Annotated in this window: 12 protein-coding genes; 4 read left to right on the top strand and 8 right to left on the bottom strand. The window is 55.5% G+C overall.

The window, feature by feature from the left end:
• The first annotated feature begins 381 nt into the window (after positions 1-381).
• A complete protein-coding gene (locus TH4_RS19985) occupies positions 382-1,404 on the top strand; it encodes a proline racemase family protein (RefSeq protein ID WP_245228035.1) in 1,023 nt (340 codons plus the stop codon).
• 78 nt (positions 1,405-1,482) lie between these two features.
• Here TH4_RS19985 and TH4_RS19980 read toward each other — a convergent pair whose 3' ends face one another.
• From TH4_RS19980 to TH4_RS19960, 5 genes are all read right to left on the bottom strand, one after another.
• Complete coding sequence (locus tag TH4_RS19980; protein ID WP_008890092.1) at positions 1,483-2,151, bottom strand: GntR family transcriptional regulator; 669 nt, start codon at positions 2,149-2,151, stop codon at positions 1,483-1,485.
• A 209-nt stretch (positions 2,152-2,360) separates the two neighbouring features.
• Positions 2,361-3,362 carry a 4-hydroxyproline epimerase gene (locus tag TH4_RS19975; RefSeq protein ID WP_064782505.1) on the bottom strand — a complete coding sequence of 334 codons (1,002 nt, stop codon included), beginning with the start codon at positions 3,360-3,362 and terminating at the stop codon, positions 2,361-2,363.
• A gap of 10 nt (positions 3,363-3,372) precedes the next feature.
• Positions 3,373-4,674: an NAD(P)/FAD-dependent oxidoreductase gene (locus TH4_RS19970; RefSeq protein ID WP_064782504.1), complete on the bottom strand. Its 1,302-nt coding sequence runs from the start codon at positions 4,672-4,674 to the stop codon at positions 3,373-3,375.
• 170 nt (positions 4,675-4,844) lie between these two features.
• Complete coding sequence (locus TH4_RS19965; RefSeq protein WP_064782513.1) at positions 4,845-5,741, bottom strand: dihydrodipicolinate synthase family protein; 897 nt, start codon at positions 5,739-5,741, stop codon at positions 4,845-4,847.
• 206 nt (positions 5,742-5,947) lie between these two features.
• Entirely contained in the window at positions 5,948-8,368 is a 2,421-nt protein-coding gene (locus TH4_RS19960; protein ID WP_064782503.1) for a glycosyltransferase, read from the bottom strand.
• A gap of 167 nt (positions 8,369-8,535) precedes the next feature.
• Between TH4_RS19960 and TH4_RS19955 the strand changes: the two genes are divergently transcribed.
• Entirely contained in the window at positions 8,536-10,620 is a 2,085-nt protein-coding gene (locus TH4_RS19955) for a bi-domain-containing oxidoreductase (RefSeq protein ID WP_209437397.1), read from the top strand.
• Here the strand turns inward: TH4_RS19955 and TH4_RS19950 are convergent.
• Positions 10,617-11,558 (bottom strand): AEC family transporter, encoded by a 942-nt coding sequence (locus TH4_RS19950; RefSeq protein WP_063087976.1) that lies wholly within the window; start codon positions 11,556-11,558, stop codon positions 10,617-10,619. The genes TH4_RS19955 and TH4_RS19950 overlap by 4 nt on opposite strands.
• 193 nt (positions 11,559-11,751) lie before the next feature.
• Complete coding sequence (glpK, locus tag TH4_RS19945; protein ID WP_064782501.1) at positions 11,752-13,248, bottom strand: glycerol kinase GlpK; 1,497 nt, start codon at positions 13,246-13,248, stop codon at positions 11,752-11,754.
• A gap of 75 nt (positions 13,249-13,323) precedes the next feature.
• Here glpK and TH4_RS20740 point away from each other — a divergent pair, with 75 nt between their 5' ends.
• Both TH4_RS20740 and TH4_RS19940 read left to right on the top strand, forming a co-directional pair.
• On the top strand, positions 13,324-13,524 hold the full coding sequence (locus tag TH4_RS20740; protein ID WP_157097820.1) for a hypothetical protein: 201 nt from the start codon (positions 13,324-13,326) through the stop codon (positions 13,522-13,524).
• Between the two features lie 37 nt (positions 13,525-13,561).
• The gene (locus TH4_RS19940) at positions 13,562-14,113 is read left to right on the top strand and encodes a hypothetical protein (RefSeq protein WP_008890099.1); all 552 of its coding nucleotides are present in this window, start codon (positions 13,562-13,564) and stop codon (positions 14,111-14,113) included.
• 109 nt (positions 14,114-14,222) lie between these two features.
• On the opposite strand, the gene TH4_RS19935 is transcribed toward TH4_RS19940, so the two are convergent.
• Positions 14,223-15,683, bottom strand: a complete 1,461-nt coding sequence (locus tag TH4_RS19935; protein WP_064782500.1) for an NAD-dependent succinate-semialdehyde dehydrogenase — start codon at positions 15,681-15,683, stop codon at positions 14,223-14,225.
• Between the last annotated feature and the right edge of the window lie 214 nt (positions 15,684-15,897).

Raw genomic sequence — 15,897 nt, 5'->3', positions numbered from 1 at the left:
CAAAGAACTCAAAGGCCGAAGCCCCGAACCGTCCAGTCCGCGTCGCCGCATTCGCTAGCGCCGCACCCCGTCGGTGGAGGCGGGGTATAGGCCCCACTCCCAAAACTGTCAAACACCTTTTTGCAAAAAAATGACAGAAATGTCGTTACGCAAAATTTTTGCGCGAAACCATATATAGGTTTCACTTTTATGACCTGCAAGGGGGCCAAAACCCGAAAATCGGGGCCGGATCAGATTGCCCTGCGCGATAATACCGATAAGATGTTCGCGCAAGTTTCTGCCCACCATAGAATCACCCGCGCCAAAAGCGGCAAATAATCCGGATCAATGCCCATGCCCCACGACAAAACACCCCCGACGTCGCGAAATGATTCGCAAATAGTGCCAGCCTACCCCGGTCCATCGAACCCGATTGAGGTGATCGACATGCATACCGGGGGTGAGCCGCTGCGAATCATCACGTCCGGTTACCCCGATATTCCCGGCGAAGACATTCTGGCCAAGCGCCGCCATGCCAGAGATCACCTTGATCATCTGCGGCGCTTTTTAATGTTCGAGCCGCGCGGCCATTACGACATGTATGGCGCGATCCTGGTCGCACCCAGCCTGCCCGATGCCGATCTTGCGGTTCTGTTCGTTCATAATGAAGGCTATTCGACCATGTGCGGCCATGCGATTCTGGCCCTTGGTCGCTATGCGATTGATTATGGTCTGGTCAAAGCCGTCGCGCCGATCACCACAGTCAATATTGAATGCCCCTGTGGTCTGGTGCGTGCCGAGGTCGAGGTGCATGACGGCAAAACCGGCAAGGTGCGGTTTTCATCGGTGCCGTCCTTCATGTTTGCCACTGATGTTTCCTTACGCCTTGCCGACGGAACAGCGTTTAAAACCGATGTCGGATATGGCGGCGCGTTTTATGCCATTCTGGATGCCGGGCAATTTGATATCGCCATCACGCCGGAAAATGCCCGCCAACTGACGCGTCTGGCAGAGGCGATTTGCCAAGCGGTGAATGACAGCGTCACGCTGTCCCATCCCGATCATGATGATCTGGCCTTTTTATATGGGGCGATCCTGACCGACGGGCGCGATGCGTTTGAGGCATCTGCGACACGTAATATATGTGTGTTTGCCAAGAAACAGGTCGACCGCAGCCCGACGGGATCAGGTGTCAGCGCCCGCCTTGCCATTCAACACGCCAAGGGACTGATTGCACCGGGACAGGTGCGCCTGTTTGAAAGCGTGATCGGATCGCGCTTTGAAGGATCGGTTGAAGCAACAACCAGCTGTGGCCCGCATCAGGCCATCATCGCCTCGGTCTCAGGCAAGGCGCATTACAGTGGCAAGGCCAGTTTCTGGCTTGAAGAAGATGATGTGATCGGGCGGGGTTTTATTGTTGGCTGAGTTCAACAAGACAGAAACAGAAAAGGGATGCCATCAGCATCCCTTTTTACGTTTCGGACTTGGTCGGACTTGGTTCGCCTATTCACGCGCCTTGCGCAGGCAGTCCATCAGGCTGTCGGCAGAACTTTGGATGTGGTTGGCGAGAAGCTCGACAGCCTCTTCGACATTCCCGGCCTTGCAGGCGTCAAATATCTGGTGGTGTTCGCGCTCGGCCCGGTCGGTTGCGCCGGAAAGGGCCAGCTGTGCCTGGGTAAAGCGCACGGTGTTGTTGCCGATCATGCGGACAATCTCGAGCGTCTTGGGACGGTTGGATGCGCGATAAAGCCGGTCGTGGAATTCGCGGTTAAGCTCCCCCCACTTGGAAACGTCGCCGGATCGGAACGCCTCGTCATAGACCATCAGGATATCTTCGACCGATTTCAGGTCGGCCGGGGTCAGGCGCGGGACGGCATGACGCAACAAATCACATTCAAGCAACTTGCGGACTTCAAACAGTTCCTCGATCTCATCAAGCGAGAGCTGCGAGACAATCGCGCCCTTGTGCGGCTGGAACGAGACGAGGCCTTCGGCATCAAGGCGCTGCAGGGCTTCGCGGACCGGAATGCGCGAGACGTTATATTCACCCGCGATGGCATCCTGTCGCAATTGATAGCCGGCAGGGAAATCGCCGGTCAGAATACGTGCACGAAGATCTTCGGTCACCTGATCGGTGATGGTACGGCGGGTAAATCGCGGTGATGCGGTCATTTCAGCTCTTTTATGGTGTTACCCCGACGCGACATGGCATGCTGATCAATCGGGCAAAATTCCATCCGACAGAATCTGTCAGTTTTGCTATTCATAGCGTTGGGTCAAACAAGTCGCAATACAATTGCCTACTGTATTAGCAGCCAAACTTCGCCGATATACGACAAAGGGGGCATGAAGCCCCCTTGGTGTGATCGACAGCACTTTGCCTATTTGACAATGAAGCCATGGGCATAGGGATCGCGGTCATCAATGAAGATGGTGTTGTAGCCATGCTTGCGCGCCCAGCCTTCAATCCCCGGCACGACGGCATCAAATTCACCGACCCTGGTTTTCTCGACCACCGACACCCGGAACTGTGATCCGATGATGCTTTCATGGACCAACTCATGTTCGGGATCCCACTGCCCCTTGGCAACCAGTTGGGCGAGACGGGCCGAAGAGCCGGTCCCGCACGGCGAGCGATCAATACCCTTGTCACCATAAAACACCGCATTGCGATGCGTGCTGTCGGGTTGGGTGGGCTTACCGGTCCACTGGATGTGCGAAAGGCCCTTGATGTCGGGATAGAGCGGATGCACGAATTCGTTCTGTTCGTTCAGGCGACGGCGGAGTTCCGGGCTGATGCGTTGCAGGTCACCGGCCGAAAAATCGGCCATGTCGCGATAGTTTTCCTGCGGCTCGACAATCGCATAGAAATTGCCGCCATAGGCAACATCGACCTTGATCGGACCAATATCGGGGCAATCGACTTCGATATCGGTTTTATAAAGAAACGACGGCACGTTGGTGAGCTTGACCGATTCAACGTAATCGCCAACCTGATTATATTCGGCAATGACGAGGCCCGCCGGTGTTTCAAGGCGCAGACGACCGGGGGTTTTGGGTTTGACCAGGCCTTCCTCGATCGCCATCGTCACGGTGCCAATCGTGCCATGGCCACACATCGGCAGGCAGCCAGATGTTTCGATAAACAGCACGGCGACGTCATAGTCATCCGAGGTCGGGTCATAGAGGATCGAGCCCGACATGACATCATGACCGCGCGGTTCAAACATCAGCCCGGTTCGGATCCAGTCATACTCACGAAGAAAATGCGCACGCTTTTCAAGCATGGTCGCACCGTCAAGCTTGGGCCCGCCGCCGGCAACCAGACGCACAGGGTTGCCACAGGTATGACCGTCGACACAAAAGAAACTGCTTTTCGCCATGGATGGGGACCTAGATGCTATAGAAACGAGAGAAACGATTAATGCGATATGGGGTCATGTCGACCGGCGTTTTGCCCGTTGCCATCAGATCGGCAACCAGACGCCCGGTCGTGGCCCCAAGTGTTAAGCCAAGATGCCCATGCCCGAAGGCAAAATAGGCATTGGCATGATGCGGGCTCTTGGAAATGACCGGGGTTGAATCGGGCATGGAGGGACGGAAGCCCATCCATTCGGTGCCACCCTCGGCATTGAGTTTGGGCAAGACTTCCTTGCCCTTGGCAAACAGGGCCTTGGCACGTTCGTAATTTGGTGCGGCAAGAAGCCCCCCAAGTTCCACCGCCCCACCGACGCGAATGCCCATTTCAAGCGGGCTTAAAACAAAGCTGTCATCGGCACAGACAATCATGCGCGACAGTTTGGCATCGTGATAGGGCACGGTGGTGTTATAGCCGCGTTCGGTATCAAGCGGCACCGGCGAGCCCAACCGCTTGGCCAGCGTCTTTGACCAGGCACCGCAGGCGACAACCACATGATCAAACGTGATCATGTCGCCAGCATCGGTGGTGGCAGCACGCGGTTTGCCGTCGCGGAAGACAAAATTGGTGACATCGGCGGTCTCGAACTTGCCGCCACGATCGAGGAAATGCTTGAAAATGCCGGTGGTGATTTTGAACGGATCAAGGACATGGCCCCAGTCTTCTTCCATCACGCCACAGGCAAAGATCGGCGCCAGATCCGGTTCGATATCGCGCACTTCATCACGGGTCAGATCGCGCAGCTTGATACCGTTACGCCGACGCAGATCAATGGCATATTCGGCCGCCTGGCGGGATGCATTGCTGCGATACACCGCCATGGCACCGTGTTTTTTGAAAACCGCATCCGTAAGGCCAGCTTCCTTAAGCACCGGGTCGTAATCATCCCATGCGCGGTTGAGCAAGGTCGCCATGTTGGTTGCGATCTGTTCGACCCGTTGCTTTTTGCTGGATGCCAGAAACATCAACAACCAGGGCATCATTTTTGGCAAATAGCCCCAGCGCACCGAAAGCGGGCCCAACGGGTCCATCAACCAACCGGGCACGTTTTTAAGCACGCCCGGCATCGCTACCGGCGCGCATTCAGAAACCGCAATGCCGCCGGCATTGCCAAAGGATGCGCCCATGCCCGGTTCGCCGCGATCAAGAATTGTGACGTCATAGCCCTTATCGAGCAGCGCCAAGCCGACATTGGCCCCGACAATACCCGCACCAATCACAACGACCTTTTGACCGGCGGCGGTATCGGACGGCGTGGCGGTTTTGGCTGATGTCATTTTGGGGCCTCTCGAATTTCGACGATGCGTATTTTGGTGCTTCTGCACAGCAAACAGATAGCAGGAAGCTCCCCCGCGAGATAGGCGGAGGAGCTCACTGTTTCATCAAATACCGTCTCAATGCAATCACGGTTTTGCGGGTACGCATCCTGATTGCAAAGGACTGCCGATCAAAGCGACGGGCGGGTATCGATGGCTTTCTGGATGGTGGCCTTGATGGTTTCAAGCTCTTCACCAACCAGCGGCAGACGCGGTGCACGGACGTGCGGTTTGCCAACGCCGGTCATTTCCTGGGCAAGCTTGATGTACTGAACCAGCTTGGCATGGACATCCATGTGCAGAACCGGGGTGAACCAGCGATAGATTTCAAGCGCTTCGGTGTATTTGCCTTCCGACAGCAGCTTCCAGAGCGCAACCGATTCCTTCGGGAAGGCATCGGTGAAACCGGAAATCCAGCCAACAGCACCCAGCACCTGCGTTTCCATGACAAGGTCATCCATGCCGCAGAACAGAACGAAACGATCACCACAGGCATTATAGATGTCGGTAATACGACGCGGATCGCCCGAACTTTCCTTGATCGCGACAAGGTTTTTGACATCGGCAAGCTGGTTGAACTCTTCGGGCTTGATGTCGATGCGATAGGCACCCGGGTTGTTATAGATCATGATCGGCAGCTTGGTCGCCCCGGCCACCGTGCGGAAATGTTCGATATTCTCGCGCGGGTCGGCGGTATAGACCATGCCCGGCAGAAGCATCAGGCCATCAGCACCGAGCTTTTCGCATTCCTGCACATAGCGGATGGCAGCACGGGTCGAATTTTCGGCCACACCCGACAGGACCGGAACGCGGCCCTTGGTGACTTCGACGGCGAGCTTCAGAACGGCGATTTTTTCGTCCGGCTCAAGGGCGGTGTTTTCACCAACCGAACCCAGCATGACGAGGCCATCAACACCGGCCGTGATCAGGTCTTCGATCTGTTTGGCGGTCATATCGAAATCGATCGAACCGTCTTCGTTCATCTGGGTGGCAACGGCGGGGAAAACGCCAGTCCAGTTTACCTGCATGGAAAGAAACCTCCTGATATGGCAGCACGGCAACATACCGGCGCCTTTAAGCATCACAGCCCCGATCAACGGCGACCGCATTCAATTCATGTATATTGTATACAAAACTAAAAATCACGATGCAACGGGATTTTTTTCGAACAGAAAAAGGGTCCGGAAACGGACCCTTTCGATGCGATAAATCTGACACGGACAGTCAAGCGTCTTCACGCTGTCGCAGTGGCCTTTGCTGAATGATTTGCCTCCGTGGCCTCATCACCTGTCACGAAGGCAAGGGTCTGGGCAATGATGACGCTATCGCAAAGGTCGCGCTCTACTAGCTCTCGGGCGGCCTTGCCATACGCCTTCCGCCGAGTGTCGTCTTCCATCAGTTCTTCGATCGCACCGGCGAGTGCTGTGCTGTCACGCAAAGGAACAAGAACTCCGTTCTCGCCATGGCGCACGATCTCTCGACAACCGGGCACATCGGTTGCCACCATGGCAAGTCCGCTTGCAGCCGCCTCAAGCAAGGACTTAGGCAAGCCTTCGCGCCAGGACGGCAATACCGCAAGATCGGACTCACGCAGGAGTTTGCCGATGTCTGATCGTTTGCCCAGCCATTCAACCAGACCTTCCGACTGCCAGCTTTGCAAATCTTGCTTGCTGGCGCTATCGGGATTGGCCGGATCTACGTCACCGACCAAGACAAGGCGGTAATCGCGTTTGCGCGATTTCAGAATGCGCGCAGCCTCAATCAGTTCACCAAGCCCCTTGGACCAGAGCATGCGCGCGACAAAAATCGCTGATTTGGGCTCGGACGTTTTCTCCCCTGCCGGGCTAAAGGCCGAGATATCAACACCGGATCCACGGATCAGTGCCAGACACCTTTCCTTATAGCCAAGCCTCTTCATCAAGGCATAGTCATCCGCATTCTGCACGATCACCCGGATCGATGGGCAAAGCGCGTAAAAGCGCAGCAACAATGAAACGATCTGACGCAAGATCTTTGTTTTTGCCCCATCTGAGACAAACAAGAAGCCAAGACCTGTAACCATGTTAACCGACCGCTTTGCACCGACCAGAATCCCCGCAAATGAAGATAGAACCACGCACTGGATCGCCACATTGACGATAACATCGGGATTTTCACGCCGGATCAAACAAGCCAGCGCTGTAATGGTTTTGAGGGATTTGAGCGGGCTTAGGCCACCGCGCGCAATCGGCACATGGACCAGGCGAAAACCTTCCTTGCGTAAGCCCTCAGTCGCAGCAGCCGTGTTGCAGGCAACGACAACATCATCCCCACGCACCAATGCGGCACGCCCCAAAACGATCCTGTGCGAAACAAAGGACCAGTCTTCAGCACAGACGATCAGGGTTTTACGACGCTTCACGGTGGCGTCCTTAACAAGAAGTCGCTCACGCCTTAGGAAGGCCAACGTAAATGTCAGCATCACCACACCAAACCACCACGAGGTCCAGAATGAGTAATTGAACAACCCGGCAAACCAGTAGGACGCCATCATCATCAACGTCAATCCACCTTTGACAATTCCGTTGTGGCGCACATCCTTAAAACCGGTGAGTCCGATCATTAAAACGAGCGGGACAACCACCGCCAATCCAAGTGCGCCAGCTTCCAACCAGATTTCCATAAACCAGCTATGGGGATGCCCCGGCAAAACAGATTGCGTTGAGCTACCCGCCAATTCATTCGCACCCGGCACCCAAGGTGCCGCGTTAATCCCATAGCCGATAAGCGGATGGTCAAAGACATGGCTAAAGGTAAACTGCCAGATCATTTGTCGATGTACATCAACAAGCCATATTGGCAGATAAGGCTCAAATCCACGCAGGTCGGACATATTACCTGTCACGTCGCCGAGCCAGGAAAGCGCGATCACGACCAATATTCCAATTGCAGCGGCGATAGCCACTTGCACCAGACGCGAACGAATCAGAAATACTGCACAAAAACCAATCGCGCCGCACGCAGCCAGCATTGCGGCAACGTTTGCTCTGCCATGGGAAACCTCGAGAATCGGCACAATCGCGACGGCAATTGCGAGCGAGAAAAACCGGCTTGCATTCTTCCGATCAACCGCATCGAAAACCAAGATCATCGCACCAAAGATCAGGAAACTGCCCACAGGTTTCAAGCGCCGAGTAATGTCAAAATCGAAATCGGGTTCTCGTAGCGCTTTAAGCGACAGGACTTCTGGTTGAACCAAGATCGCAAGCAGGCAATAGCTAACGAGTATCCAGGTGGCATAAATACAAGCATCCCATGCCAGTTTGGCTTTGGGCTCGATCAGACGCATCAAGTACCAGATGCCCGCAACCATCGCGAAACGTCCAAGCCAGGTGCCCAGCGACTTCTCTGGCACGACAGAAAAGCTTGCCGAAATCAGAAACACAATCAGTGCGGCAACAACCAGCCCGCCAATTGGCGTTGCGATATCACGGCGCATTTTGCGCCATGCTTCACCATGATCAGCAGACACAACCGCACAGATCAGTGACAGTCCAAGACCAATCCCGAGAGCCGCCCGACCAAAAAAGAACAAGGGTGCCGAAATGCCAAACAAAATGGCAGCGATGCCGAGCATTGTATCGCGCCAATGCCGGGTCGAGACGGTCTGTTGCATGATGGGCGGTTCCAAATTGAAGTCTGTCACCTTGCTAAACGCGCGGCGCTTTCGCGTCAATCATCATTGCAAGAACGCGTCGACCAGTTGGCACGACATATGGTTTAATCATCATCATAATTTTCAACCAATTAAACTTGAGGGCGATGATGACGGAGATGAAGGCTTTGTTGCGCTCTCCCGGTGAACGCAAACTTGCGCTGGCCAATTGCCCCATCCCGGCACCGGGCAAAAATGCTGTCCTTGTCAAAACGGCCTACTCTGTCATCAGCCCCGGAACGGAATTCACCCAAGCCGACCAGGCGCGCGCATCCTTGTTGCAAAAGGCATGGCAGCGACCGGATTTGGTCGTGCTGACGGTCAATCATCTGAAATCGGAAGGCTTGGGGAGAACGCGTGCGCGCGTTGAAAACCGTCTGGGACGCCCGATGCCGATGGGTTATTGCGCTGTCGGGCGGGTTGAGGCCACGGGCGAGAATGTTACGGACCTCAGAGCCGGTCAGCGTGTTGCGATTGCCGGTATGGGGCAGGCCAATCATGCCGAGTGGAATCAGGTGTCGGTTAACCTTGCCTGCCCGGTTCCGGATGCGGTGCCCGACCGCAAGGCCGTGTTTGCAACATTGTATGCCTTGGCTTTGCACGCGCTTCGGCAGGGAGAGACATCGATTGGTGATCAGATTGCCGTTATCGGCGCGGGTTTGATTGGGCAGCTCGTTGCTGAGACAGCACGAGCTGCCGGTGCGTTGGTGACCGTGATCGAGCCGGACCTTGCGCGCCGCAAGATTGCAACGGGCGAAAGCCGCGCAGCCGGTTTCACCAAGGCAAGCGATGCGCCACAAAGCAGATTTGACAGCGTTTTTATCTGTGCGCCGGGCAAGGGTAATCATCGATTGATCGACGACGCAGCCCGCCTTTGTCGTGACCGGGGGACAATCATATGCGTTGGCGATGTGACGCCGAATGGCCGGCGCAAGGCGCTGTATGAAAAGGAAATCACCATTCGGCAGGTCCGGTCCTATGGGCCGGGGCGTTATGATCCAAATTATGAGGGGCGCGGCGAAGATTATCCGCTTGGTCATGTGCGCTGGACCATCAAGCGCAACATGCAGGCCGCCCTTGATTTGATGGCAGATGGGCGCCTTGATCCAACACCATTGATCACGTCCGAGATTGATTTTGCCGACATCCCAGATCACTTCGCCAAGGGGCCAGACCCGGCACAGTTGGCGACACTGGTGCGATATAGAAATGCAGAAACCGCCCCATTCGAGCCCCTTGCTCCGTCGGTGCGGACATCCGTACTGACACATGACCGTTTGCGGGTCGGACTGATCGGGGCGGGCAACTATCTGGGCGGCGGTTTGTTGCCCCTGTTGCAAAAGCACCCAGACATCAAAATCACGGCCTGCTGCTCTCAAAGCGGGTTGGCGGCGGTTGCGCTCTCAAAGAAGATTGACGGGCTTCGCATGAAAGGCGGGGCGGATGAGCTGCTTGAGGATCAAAGTATCAACAGCGTTATCATCACCACGCGCCATGACAGTCATGCTGAACTGGCCGCCGCGTCCATTCTTGCTGGCAAAAATGTCTGGCTGGAAAAGCCGATTGCGATTGATCGCGCGGGTCTGGATTTGCTGCGAGAAGTCGCTGACCGCATGCCCCGACACATCTTCATGGTTGGGCATAATCGGCGTTATGCACCGATGGCCGCGAAACTGCGCGAAGTGTTGCCAACTGACGTAAAACAATTTCACTACCGGGTTCGCATCACGCCGCTTCCGGGCGATCACTGGCTTCACCATTCGGATCAAGGTGGCCGCACGATTGGAGAGATCAGTCATTTTATTGATCTGATTAAGAGCCTGGTCGATAGCGAACTGGTCGAGCTTAATTGTCACTGGATTGATCGCAGGGCGGGTGACAGCATCTGGCAGCTGCGTTTTGCCGATGGATCGATGGGCGAGGTCAGTTACCTGCACGGCAGTCGGGGCGAACCCAAGGAAGTGCTTGAGGTGACGGCGCCGAATTTCTCGGCCAGCCTGTTTGACTGGAAAAAACTTCGGGTTAATCGCCGGATCGTAACACGCAACTGGTTCGGGCAGGACAAGGGTCAGGCGGCTGCGATTAAGGCCTTTGCGGGTGCAGTTACAAGTGGCAAGCACCCTGCCCTGATGCCAAGCATTGAACACGAGATTGATCTGATGGCGCGTATCCTGACGGCCGCCAACACGACCACCGCCCAACCGCCGAATTAGAGCAATCCGGCATAGAGGATCAGAAGCGGCAAAGTCAGCATACTGATGATGGTGGTCAGCAAGATCGTCGTGGATGAACGGTCGATACAAACATTATAGCTGCCCGCGACAATCGCGACATTGGCACCGCTTGGCAGTGCAGCCACCAGTGTGACGATCATCAGCCAAAGCGGCGGCAGATCGAAAATGAAATGCCCGACCGAGAACACCAGAAGCGGCTGGACAAACATTTTGGCCGTGGTGCAGAGCAAGCTGGCACTGAGGTTCCCGCGCACCGACTGCCCGTAAAGACCAGCCCCGACCAGCAAAAGTGCGATGGTCGGACCGGCTGTACGGAACCGTTCCAGCGTGCCATCGACCATTTCGGGCATGCGGATTTCAAACAGCGATGCCAGAACGCCAAGCACAATCGCCGCAATGATCGGGTTTCTGGCCACACGCACGATGCTGCGAAATACATTGGACAACCAATGACCATCGCCACCGCGACTGCCCTCAACAATCAGAATTGTCATCCCCATCAGGGTGACTGGATGGATCGACAGCACGATTAAAAGCGGCACCAGACCTTCTTCGCCGTAAACCGCCTGTACAAGCGGGATACCGAGAAGAACGATGTTGGAAAAGACGCCGCCCATCGCGGTGACGGCCGCTTCATCGGTTTTGGCGCTCAGCCAAAGTTTGGCGATTATAAACACCAACGCGAAGTTCAACAGCACGCCGGAATAATAACTACCCCAAAGCCGCAGGTCGAAATGCGCGCTGATGTCGGATTGCGACAGGGTCTGAAACAGCATCGCCGGGATAAAGGCATTCATGGCAAGCTTGGCCAAAAACGGGATGCCTTCACGCTTTATGATCTTGATGTGCGTAAGAAGGAAACCGCACAGGATCGTCAAAAAGACCGGTCCAACTTTTCCGACGATCAGATCAAGCATGTTTCCCCCAAAGGCGAGAATAAGCACCAAAGCCCAGAGCAGCGCAACAGATCGGGTAACCCACGTCGATCACGCACAAAGAAAGGACAGCATCATTGACGCTGTCCTTTGATAGTACAAATCATTTCGCGGACTTACCAGCCCCGCACCGCAATTCCATTGGCAAGGCAGCCATGCGTATCAGTCACTTGGGTCAGTCAGATGGGGAAGTCTGCACCCGTTTGACCGCATCTTTCCAGCCATTGAGCAATCCTTGACGGCGGCCCGGCTCGATATCGGGCTCGAAGCTGGCATCGAGGTGCCATTTCTCGGAAATATGATCGAGATCCCGGTAAATACCGGCCTGCAACCCGGCAAGGTAGGCTGCCCCCAGTGCCGTGGTTTCGGTGACTTCGGGGCGTTCGACCGAAATGCCCAACACGTCAGAAAGCATCTGACACATCCAGTCATTGGCAACCATGCCGCCATCAACCCGAACCGCCTTGGGCGACACGCCATCGGCTGCCATGGCTTCGAACAGATCAAATGTCTGGTAGCAAACGCTTTCAAGTGCCGCACGCACGAACTCGCGCGGGCCTGTATCACGTGTCAGTCCGAAAATCGCCCCGCGGGCATCCGGGTCCCAATAAGGTGCGCCAAGTCCGGTAAAGGCCGGGACAAGGTAAACACCATGATTGTCATCAAGGGATTTGGCTAATCCTTCGGTTTCGGCGGCGGACTTGATAATACCGAGCCCGTCGCGCAGCCATTGAACCGCCGCCCCGGCAACAAAGATCGCACCTTCAATGGCGTAGCTTGTTTTGCCATTGATGCGATAGCCAACCGTGGTCAGAAGCCGGTGTTGGGAGGTCACGGCCTCATCGCCGGTATTGAGGATAACAAAGCAGCCGGTGCCATAGGTGCTTTTGATATCGCCGGGCTCAAAGCAGCACTGCCCGAATGCCGCCGCCTGCTGATCGCCCGCCATGCCCATCACCGGGATTTCCGCGCCAAACAGATCGGCATCGGTCACGCCGAAATCAGCGGCACAGTCCTTGACGTCGGGCAGCATGTTGCGCGGAACGCGGAAGATTTTGCAAAGCTCGTCATCCCAGGCGTTTTCGCGAATGTTAAACAGGTTGGTGCGCGCCGCATTGGTCGCATCGGTTGCATGCGACTTGCCACCGGTCAGACGCCACAACAGGAAACTGTCGACCGTCCCAAACGCCAGATCGCCCTGATCGGCACGCGCACGTGCGCCCGAAACATGATCAAGGATCCACGCAACCTTGGTGGCCGAGAAATAAGGATCTATCAACAGGCCGGACTTGGCGTTGACCGCCTCTTCAAGCTTGGGATCACGCTTTTTAAGCTCATGACACAGTGCGGCTGTCCGGCGATCCTGCCAGACAATCGCGTTATAGATCGCCTTGCCGGTCTTGCGATCCCAGACAACGGTGGTTTCACGCTGGTTGGTGATGCCGATTGCGGCGACCTTGGCGATATCAACCCGTGCCAATGCCTCCTTGCAGACGGCAACCACGGTGCTCCACAGGTCTTCCGGGTCATGTTCGACCCAGCCACTATTGGGGAAATGTTGCGGGAATTCCTGCTGGGCGACGGAAACGGAGCGGCCGTTTTCATCAAATACAATGGCCCGTGAGCTTGTCGTTCCCTGATCAATGGCAAGGATATAGCGCGTTTCTGACATGTTTGTTTTCCTCCCGAGCCGGCAGGTTTCCTGCCATCCGACCCTGCATACATTGATGCGTTGCGGCCCATCCACATGACGGTGCCATTGGTTTTATCGCTCTATTTAGAAAAAAATCGCGGCAAAAAACAATTCGTTTTCGAAAATTTTTCTGCGCAATGCGTTCATACCCCTGATTTACAAGGGAATTTTCAAACCGGTCTTGCTGACCAAACAGGCGGGAAAAACGTGCCCGCCCAGCACGGCACAGGGTTTGCAACGAAAACAGAAGAATGAATTTCAACCGGCATCTTTTTCCCCATGGAGGTTTCTGATGGGATTGTATGAAACGTTGGCTGCTGTCACCAACACCGCACAAAGCGCCAAAAGTGCGGCCAGTTTCCGCCAAACCATTTCATCGAACACCGTCCCGCTTCCCGAAAAGAAGAAGGAAGAAAATGCCGAGCTGGCCTATATCCGCGAACATGGTTTCACGACCTATGTGAAGGAAATCGAGGAACGCAAGATCGAAGAATTGCGTGCCAAGATCCTGCAAAGTATGGGCCTTGATGAAGAGAAACTGGCCGAAATGGATGCCGATGATCGCCAGGCCATCGAAAAGGTCATTGCCGATGCCATCGAGCAGCGCCTGAACGGCAACAGTATGGCCGAGGCCGAACTTGGCAAATCAGCCGACGGGGATGAAACCGCCGATGAGCGCCGCGACCGTCTGCAGGCGCGGATCGCCTTTAACCCGAACATGTTTGATGTGTTTACCGAATTGCAGTCCGAACTGCCAAGCGGCTCGTCGCAGTCGATTACCGGCAAGCAGGACGAACAGGATGAAGCCTCTGGCGCGCGCAAGAAAAACATCTTTGATGTCTGAGTGCAGGCCTTATGGGTGCGGGCCTTATGGCCTTCAATACAAAAGGGCGCTGCGAATTGCAGCGCCCTTTTCTTTTCTGACTTCTGGTATGCCTTCTGGGGGATAAGCGTTATTCGTCAACGCCGCCCATGCAGACATATTTGACTTCGAGGTAGTCCTCGACACCGTATTTCGATCCTTCACGACCGACACCGGATTGTTTGACGCCGCCAAACGGTGCCACCTCGGTCGAGATGATGCCGGTATTAACCCCGACAATCCCGCTTTCAAGACCCTCGGCCAGTTTCCAGATCCGGTTGATGTCACGCGAATAGAAGTAGGATGCCAGACCGAACTCGGAATCATTGGCCATCTCAAGCACTTCATCATCGGTTTTGAACCGGATCAGCGGTGCCATCGGGCCAAAGGTTTCCTCGCGGAAGACGGTCATTTCGCGGGTGGCATCGGCAATCACGGTCGGCTGGAAGAACGAGCCGCCCTTTTCGTGACGCTTACCGCCCGTCAGGATACGGCCACCCTTGGCAACCGCATCGGCAATCTGGCTTTCGACCTTTTCGACAGCCTTTTCGGTGATCAGCGGGCCGATCACAACGCCTTCGTCCGCACCGTTGCCGACGGTCATTCTGGAGACCTTGGCTGCGTATTTCTCTGCGAATTCGTCATAGATTGCATCATGAACGAACAGACGGTTGGCACAGACACAGGTCTGACCGGCATTACGGTATTTCGACGCAATCGCGCCTTCGACCGCCGCATCGATATCGGCATCTTCACAGACGATAAACGGCGCATTGCCGCCAAGCTCCAGGCTGACCTTTTTGACGGTATCGGAACACTGGCGCATCAGGAGACGCCCAATCGCGGTCGAACCGGTAAAGGTCAGTTTGCGGACCTTGGCATTTTCGGTCATTTCCGCACCGATCACCGGTGCATCACCGGTCACGATGGACAACAGCCCCTTGGGCAGACCAGCACGTTCGGCCAGAATTGCCATGGCAAGGGCGGAATACGGTGTTTCCATCGCCGGTTTGACCACCATCGCACAGCCGACGGCCAATGCCGGGGCGGCTTTGCGGGTGATCATCGCGGTCGGGAAGTTCCACGGCGTGATGGCGGCACAAACACCAATCGGTTCTTTGAGAACCATCACACGGCGGCCTTCGGCAAAGGTCGGGATCACATCGCCATAGACGCGTTTGGCTTCTTCGGCAAACCACTGCAGGAAGGATGAGCCATAGGCGATCTCGCCCTTGGCTTCGGTCAATGGCTTGCCCTGCTCTGCCGTCATCAGGGCGGCCAGGTCGTCCTGATTTTCCATCATCAGGTCGTACCATTTCATCAGGATGCCCGCGCGCTCCTTGGCGGTGCGCTTTTTCCAAAGCTTCTGCGCCTTTTCGGCGACATCAATGGCATGCGCAACTTCATCGCGGCCAAGAAGCGGAACCGTGCCAAGCACTTCACCGGTTGCGGGGTTGGTTACCTCGGCTGTTTTCCCGTCTGGGGCATCGATCCATTCCCCGCCGACATAGGCCTGCTGGGTGAAAAGACTGGGGTCTTTAAGCGAAATCATTTGAGTGCCTCCGGAAAGCATTATTGGGAGCGACATGATCGCATTCTGATCTTTATCTAGTCTGCTCCGTGGTGGATGCCACATTTTTGCGAGATATTTACCCAATAGCAATCGCAAACCGGGGCCGAGGCCTGCTTTGCTAGAAGATTTCACCAAAGGACAACCAATCAGAGCCGATTAGCAGAACCTGCGATATTTGCACAGAAAAGCGGGA

The organism is Thalassospira tepidiphila MCCC 1A03514 (assembly GCF_001662875.1).
GTDB lineage: Bacteria > Pseudomonadota > Alphaproteobacteria > Rhodospirillales > Thalassospiraceae > Thalassospira > Thalassospira tepidiphila.
Note: the sequence above shows the minus strand (reverse complement) of the source record. Positions and strands in the feature narration are given on the sequence as shown.

What these genes read in the sequence shown, in the direction of transcription:
- TH4_RS19980 (WP_008890092.1), bottom strand. Translation starts at nt 2,151, where the DNA reads ATGACCGCATCACCGCGATTTACCCGCCGTACCATCACCGATCAGGTG.
- TH4_RS19975 (WP_064782505.1), bottom strand. Translation starts at nt 3,362, where the DNA reads ATGGCGAAAAGCAGTTTCTTTTGTGTCGACGGTCATACCTGTGGCAAC.
- TH4_RS19970 (WP_064782504.1), bottom strand. Translation starts at nt 4,674, where the DNA reads ATGACATCAGCCAAAACCGCCACGCCGTCCGATACCGCCGCCGGTCAA.
- TH4_RS19965 (WP_064782513.1), bottom strand. Translation starts at nt 5,741, where the DNA reads ATGCAGGTAAACTGGACTGGCGTTTTCCCCGCCGTTGCCACCCAGATG.
- TH4_RS19960 (WP_064782503.1), bottom strand. Translation starts at nt 8,368, where the DNA reads ATGCAACAGACCGTCTCGACCCGGCATTGGCGCGATACAATGCTCGGC.
- TH4_RS19950 (WP_063087976.1), bottom strand. Translation starts at nt 11,558, where the DNA reads ATGCTTGATCTGATCGTCGGAAAAGTTGGACCGGTCTTTTTGACGATC.
- glpK (WP_064782501.1), bottom strand. Translation starts at nt 13,248, where the DNA reads ATGTCAGAAACGCGCTATATCCTTGCCATTGATCAGGGAACGACAAGC.
- TH4_RS20740 (WP_157097820.1), top strand. Translation starts at nt 13,324, where the DNA reads ATGACGGTGCCATTGGTTTTATCGCTCTATTTAGAAAAAAATCGCGGC.
- TH4_RS19940 (WP_008890099.1), top strand. Translation starts at nt 13,562, where the DNA reads ATGGGATTGTATGAAACGTTGGCTGCTGTCACCAACACCGCACAAAGC.
- TH4_RS19935 (WP_064782500.1), bottom strand. Translation starts at nt 15,683, where the DNA reads ATGATTTCGCTTAAAGACCCCAGTCTTTTCACCCAGCAGGCCTATGTC.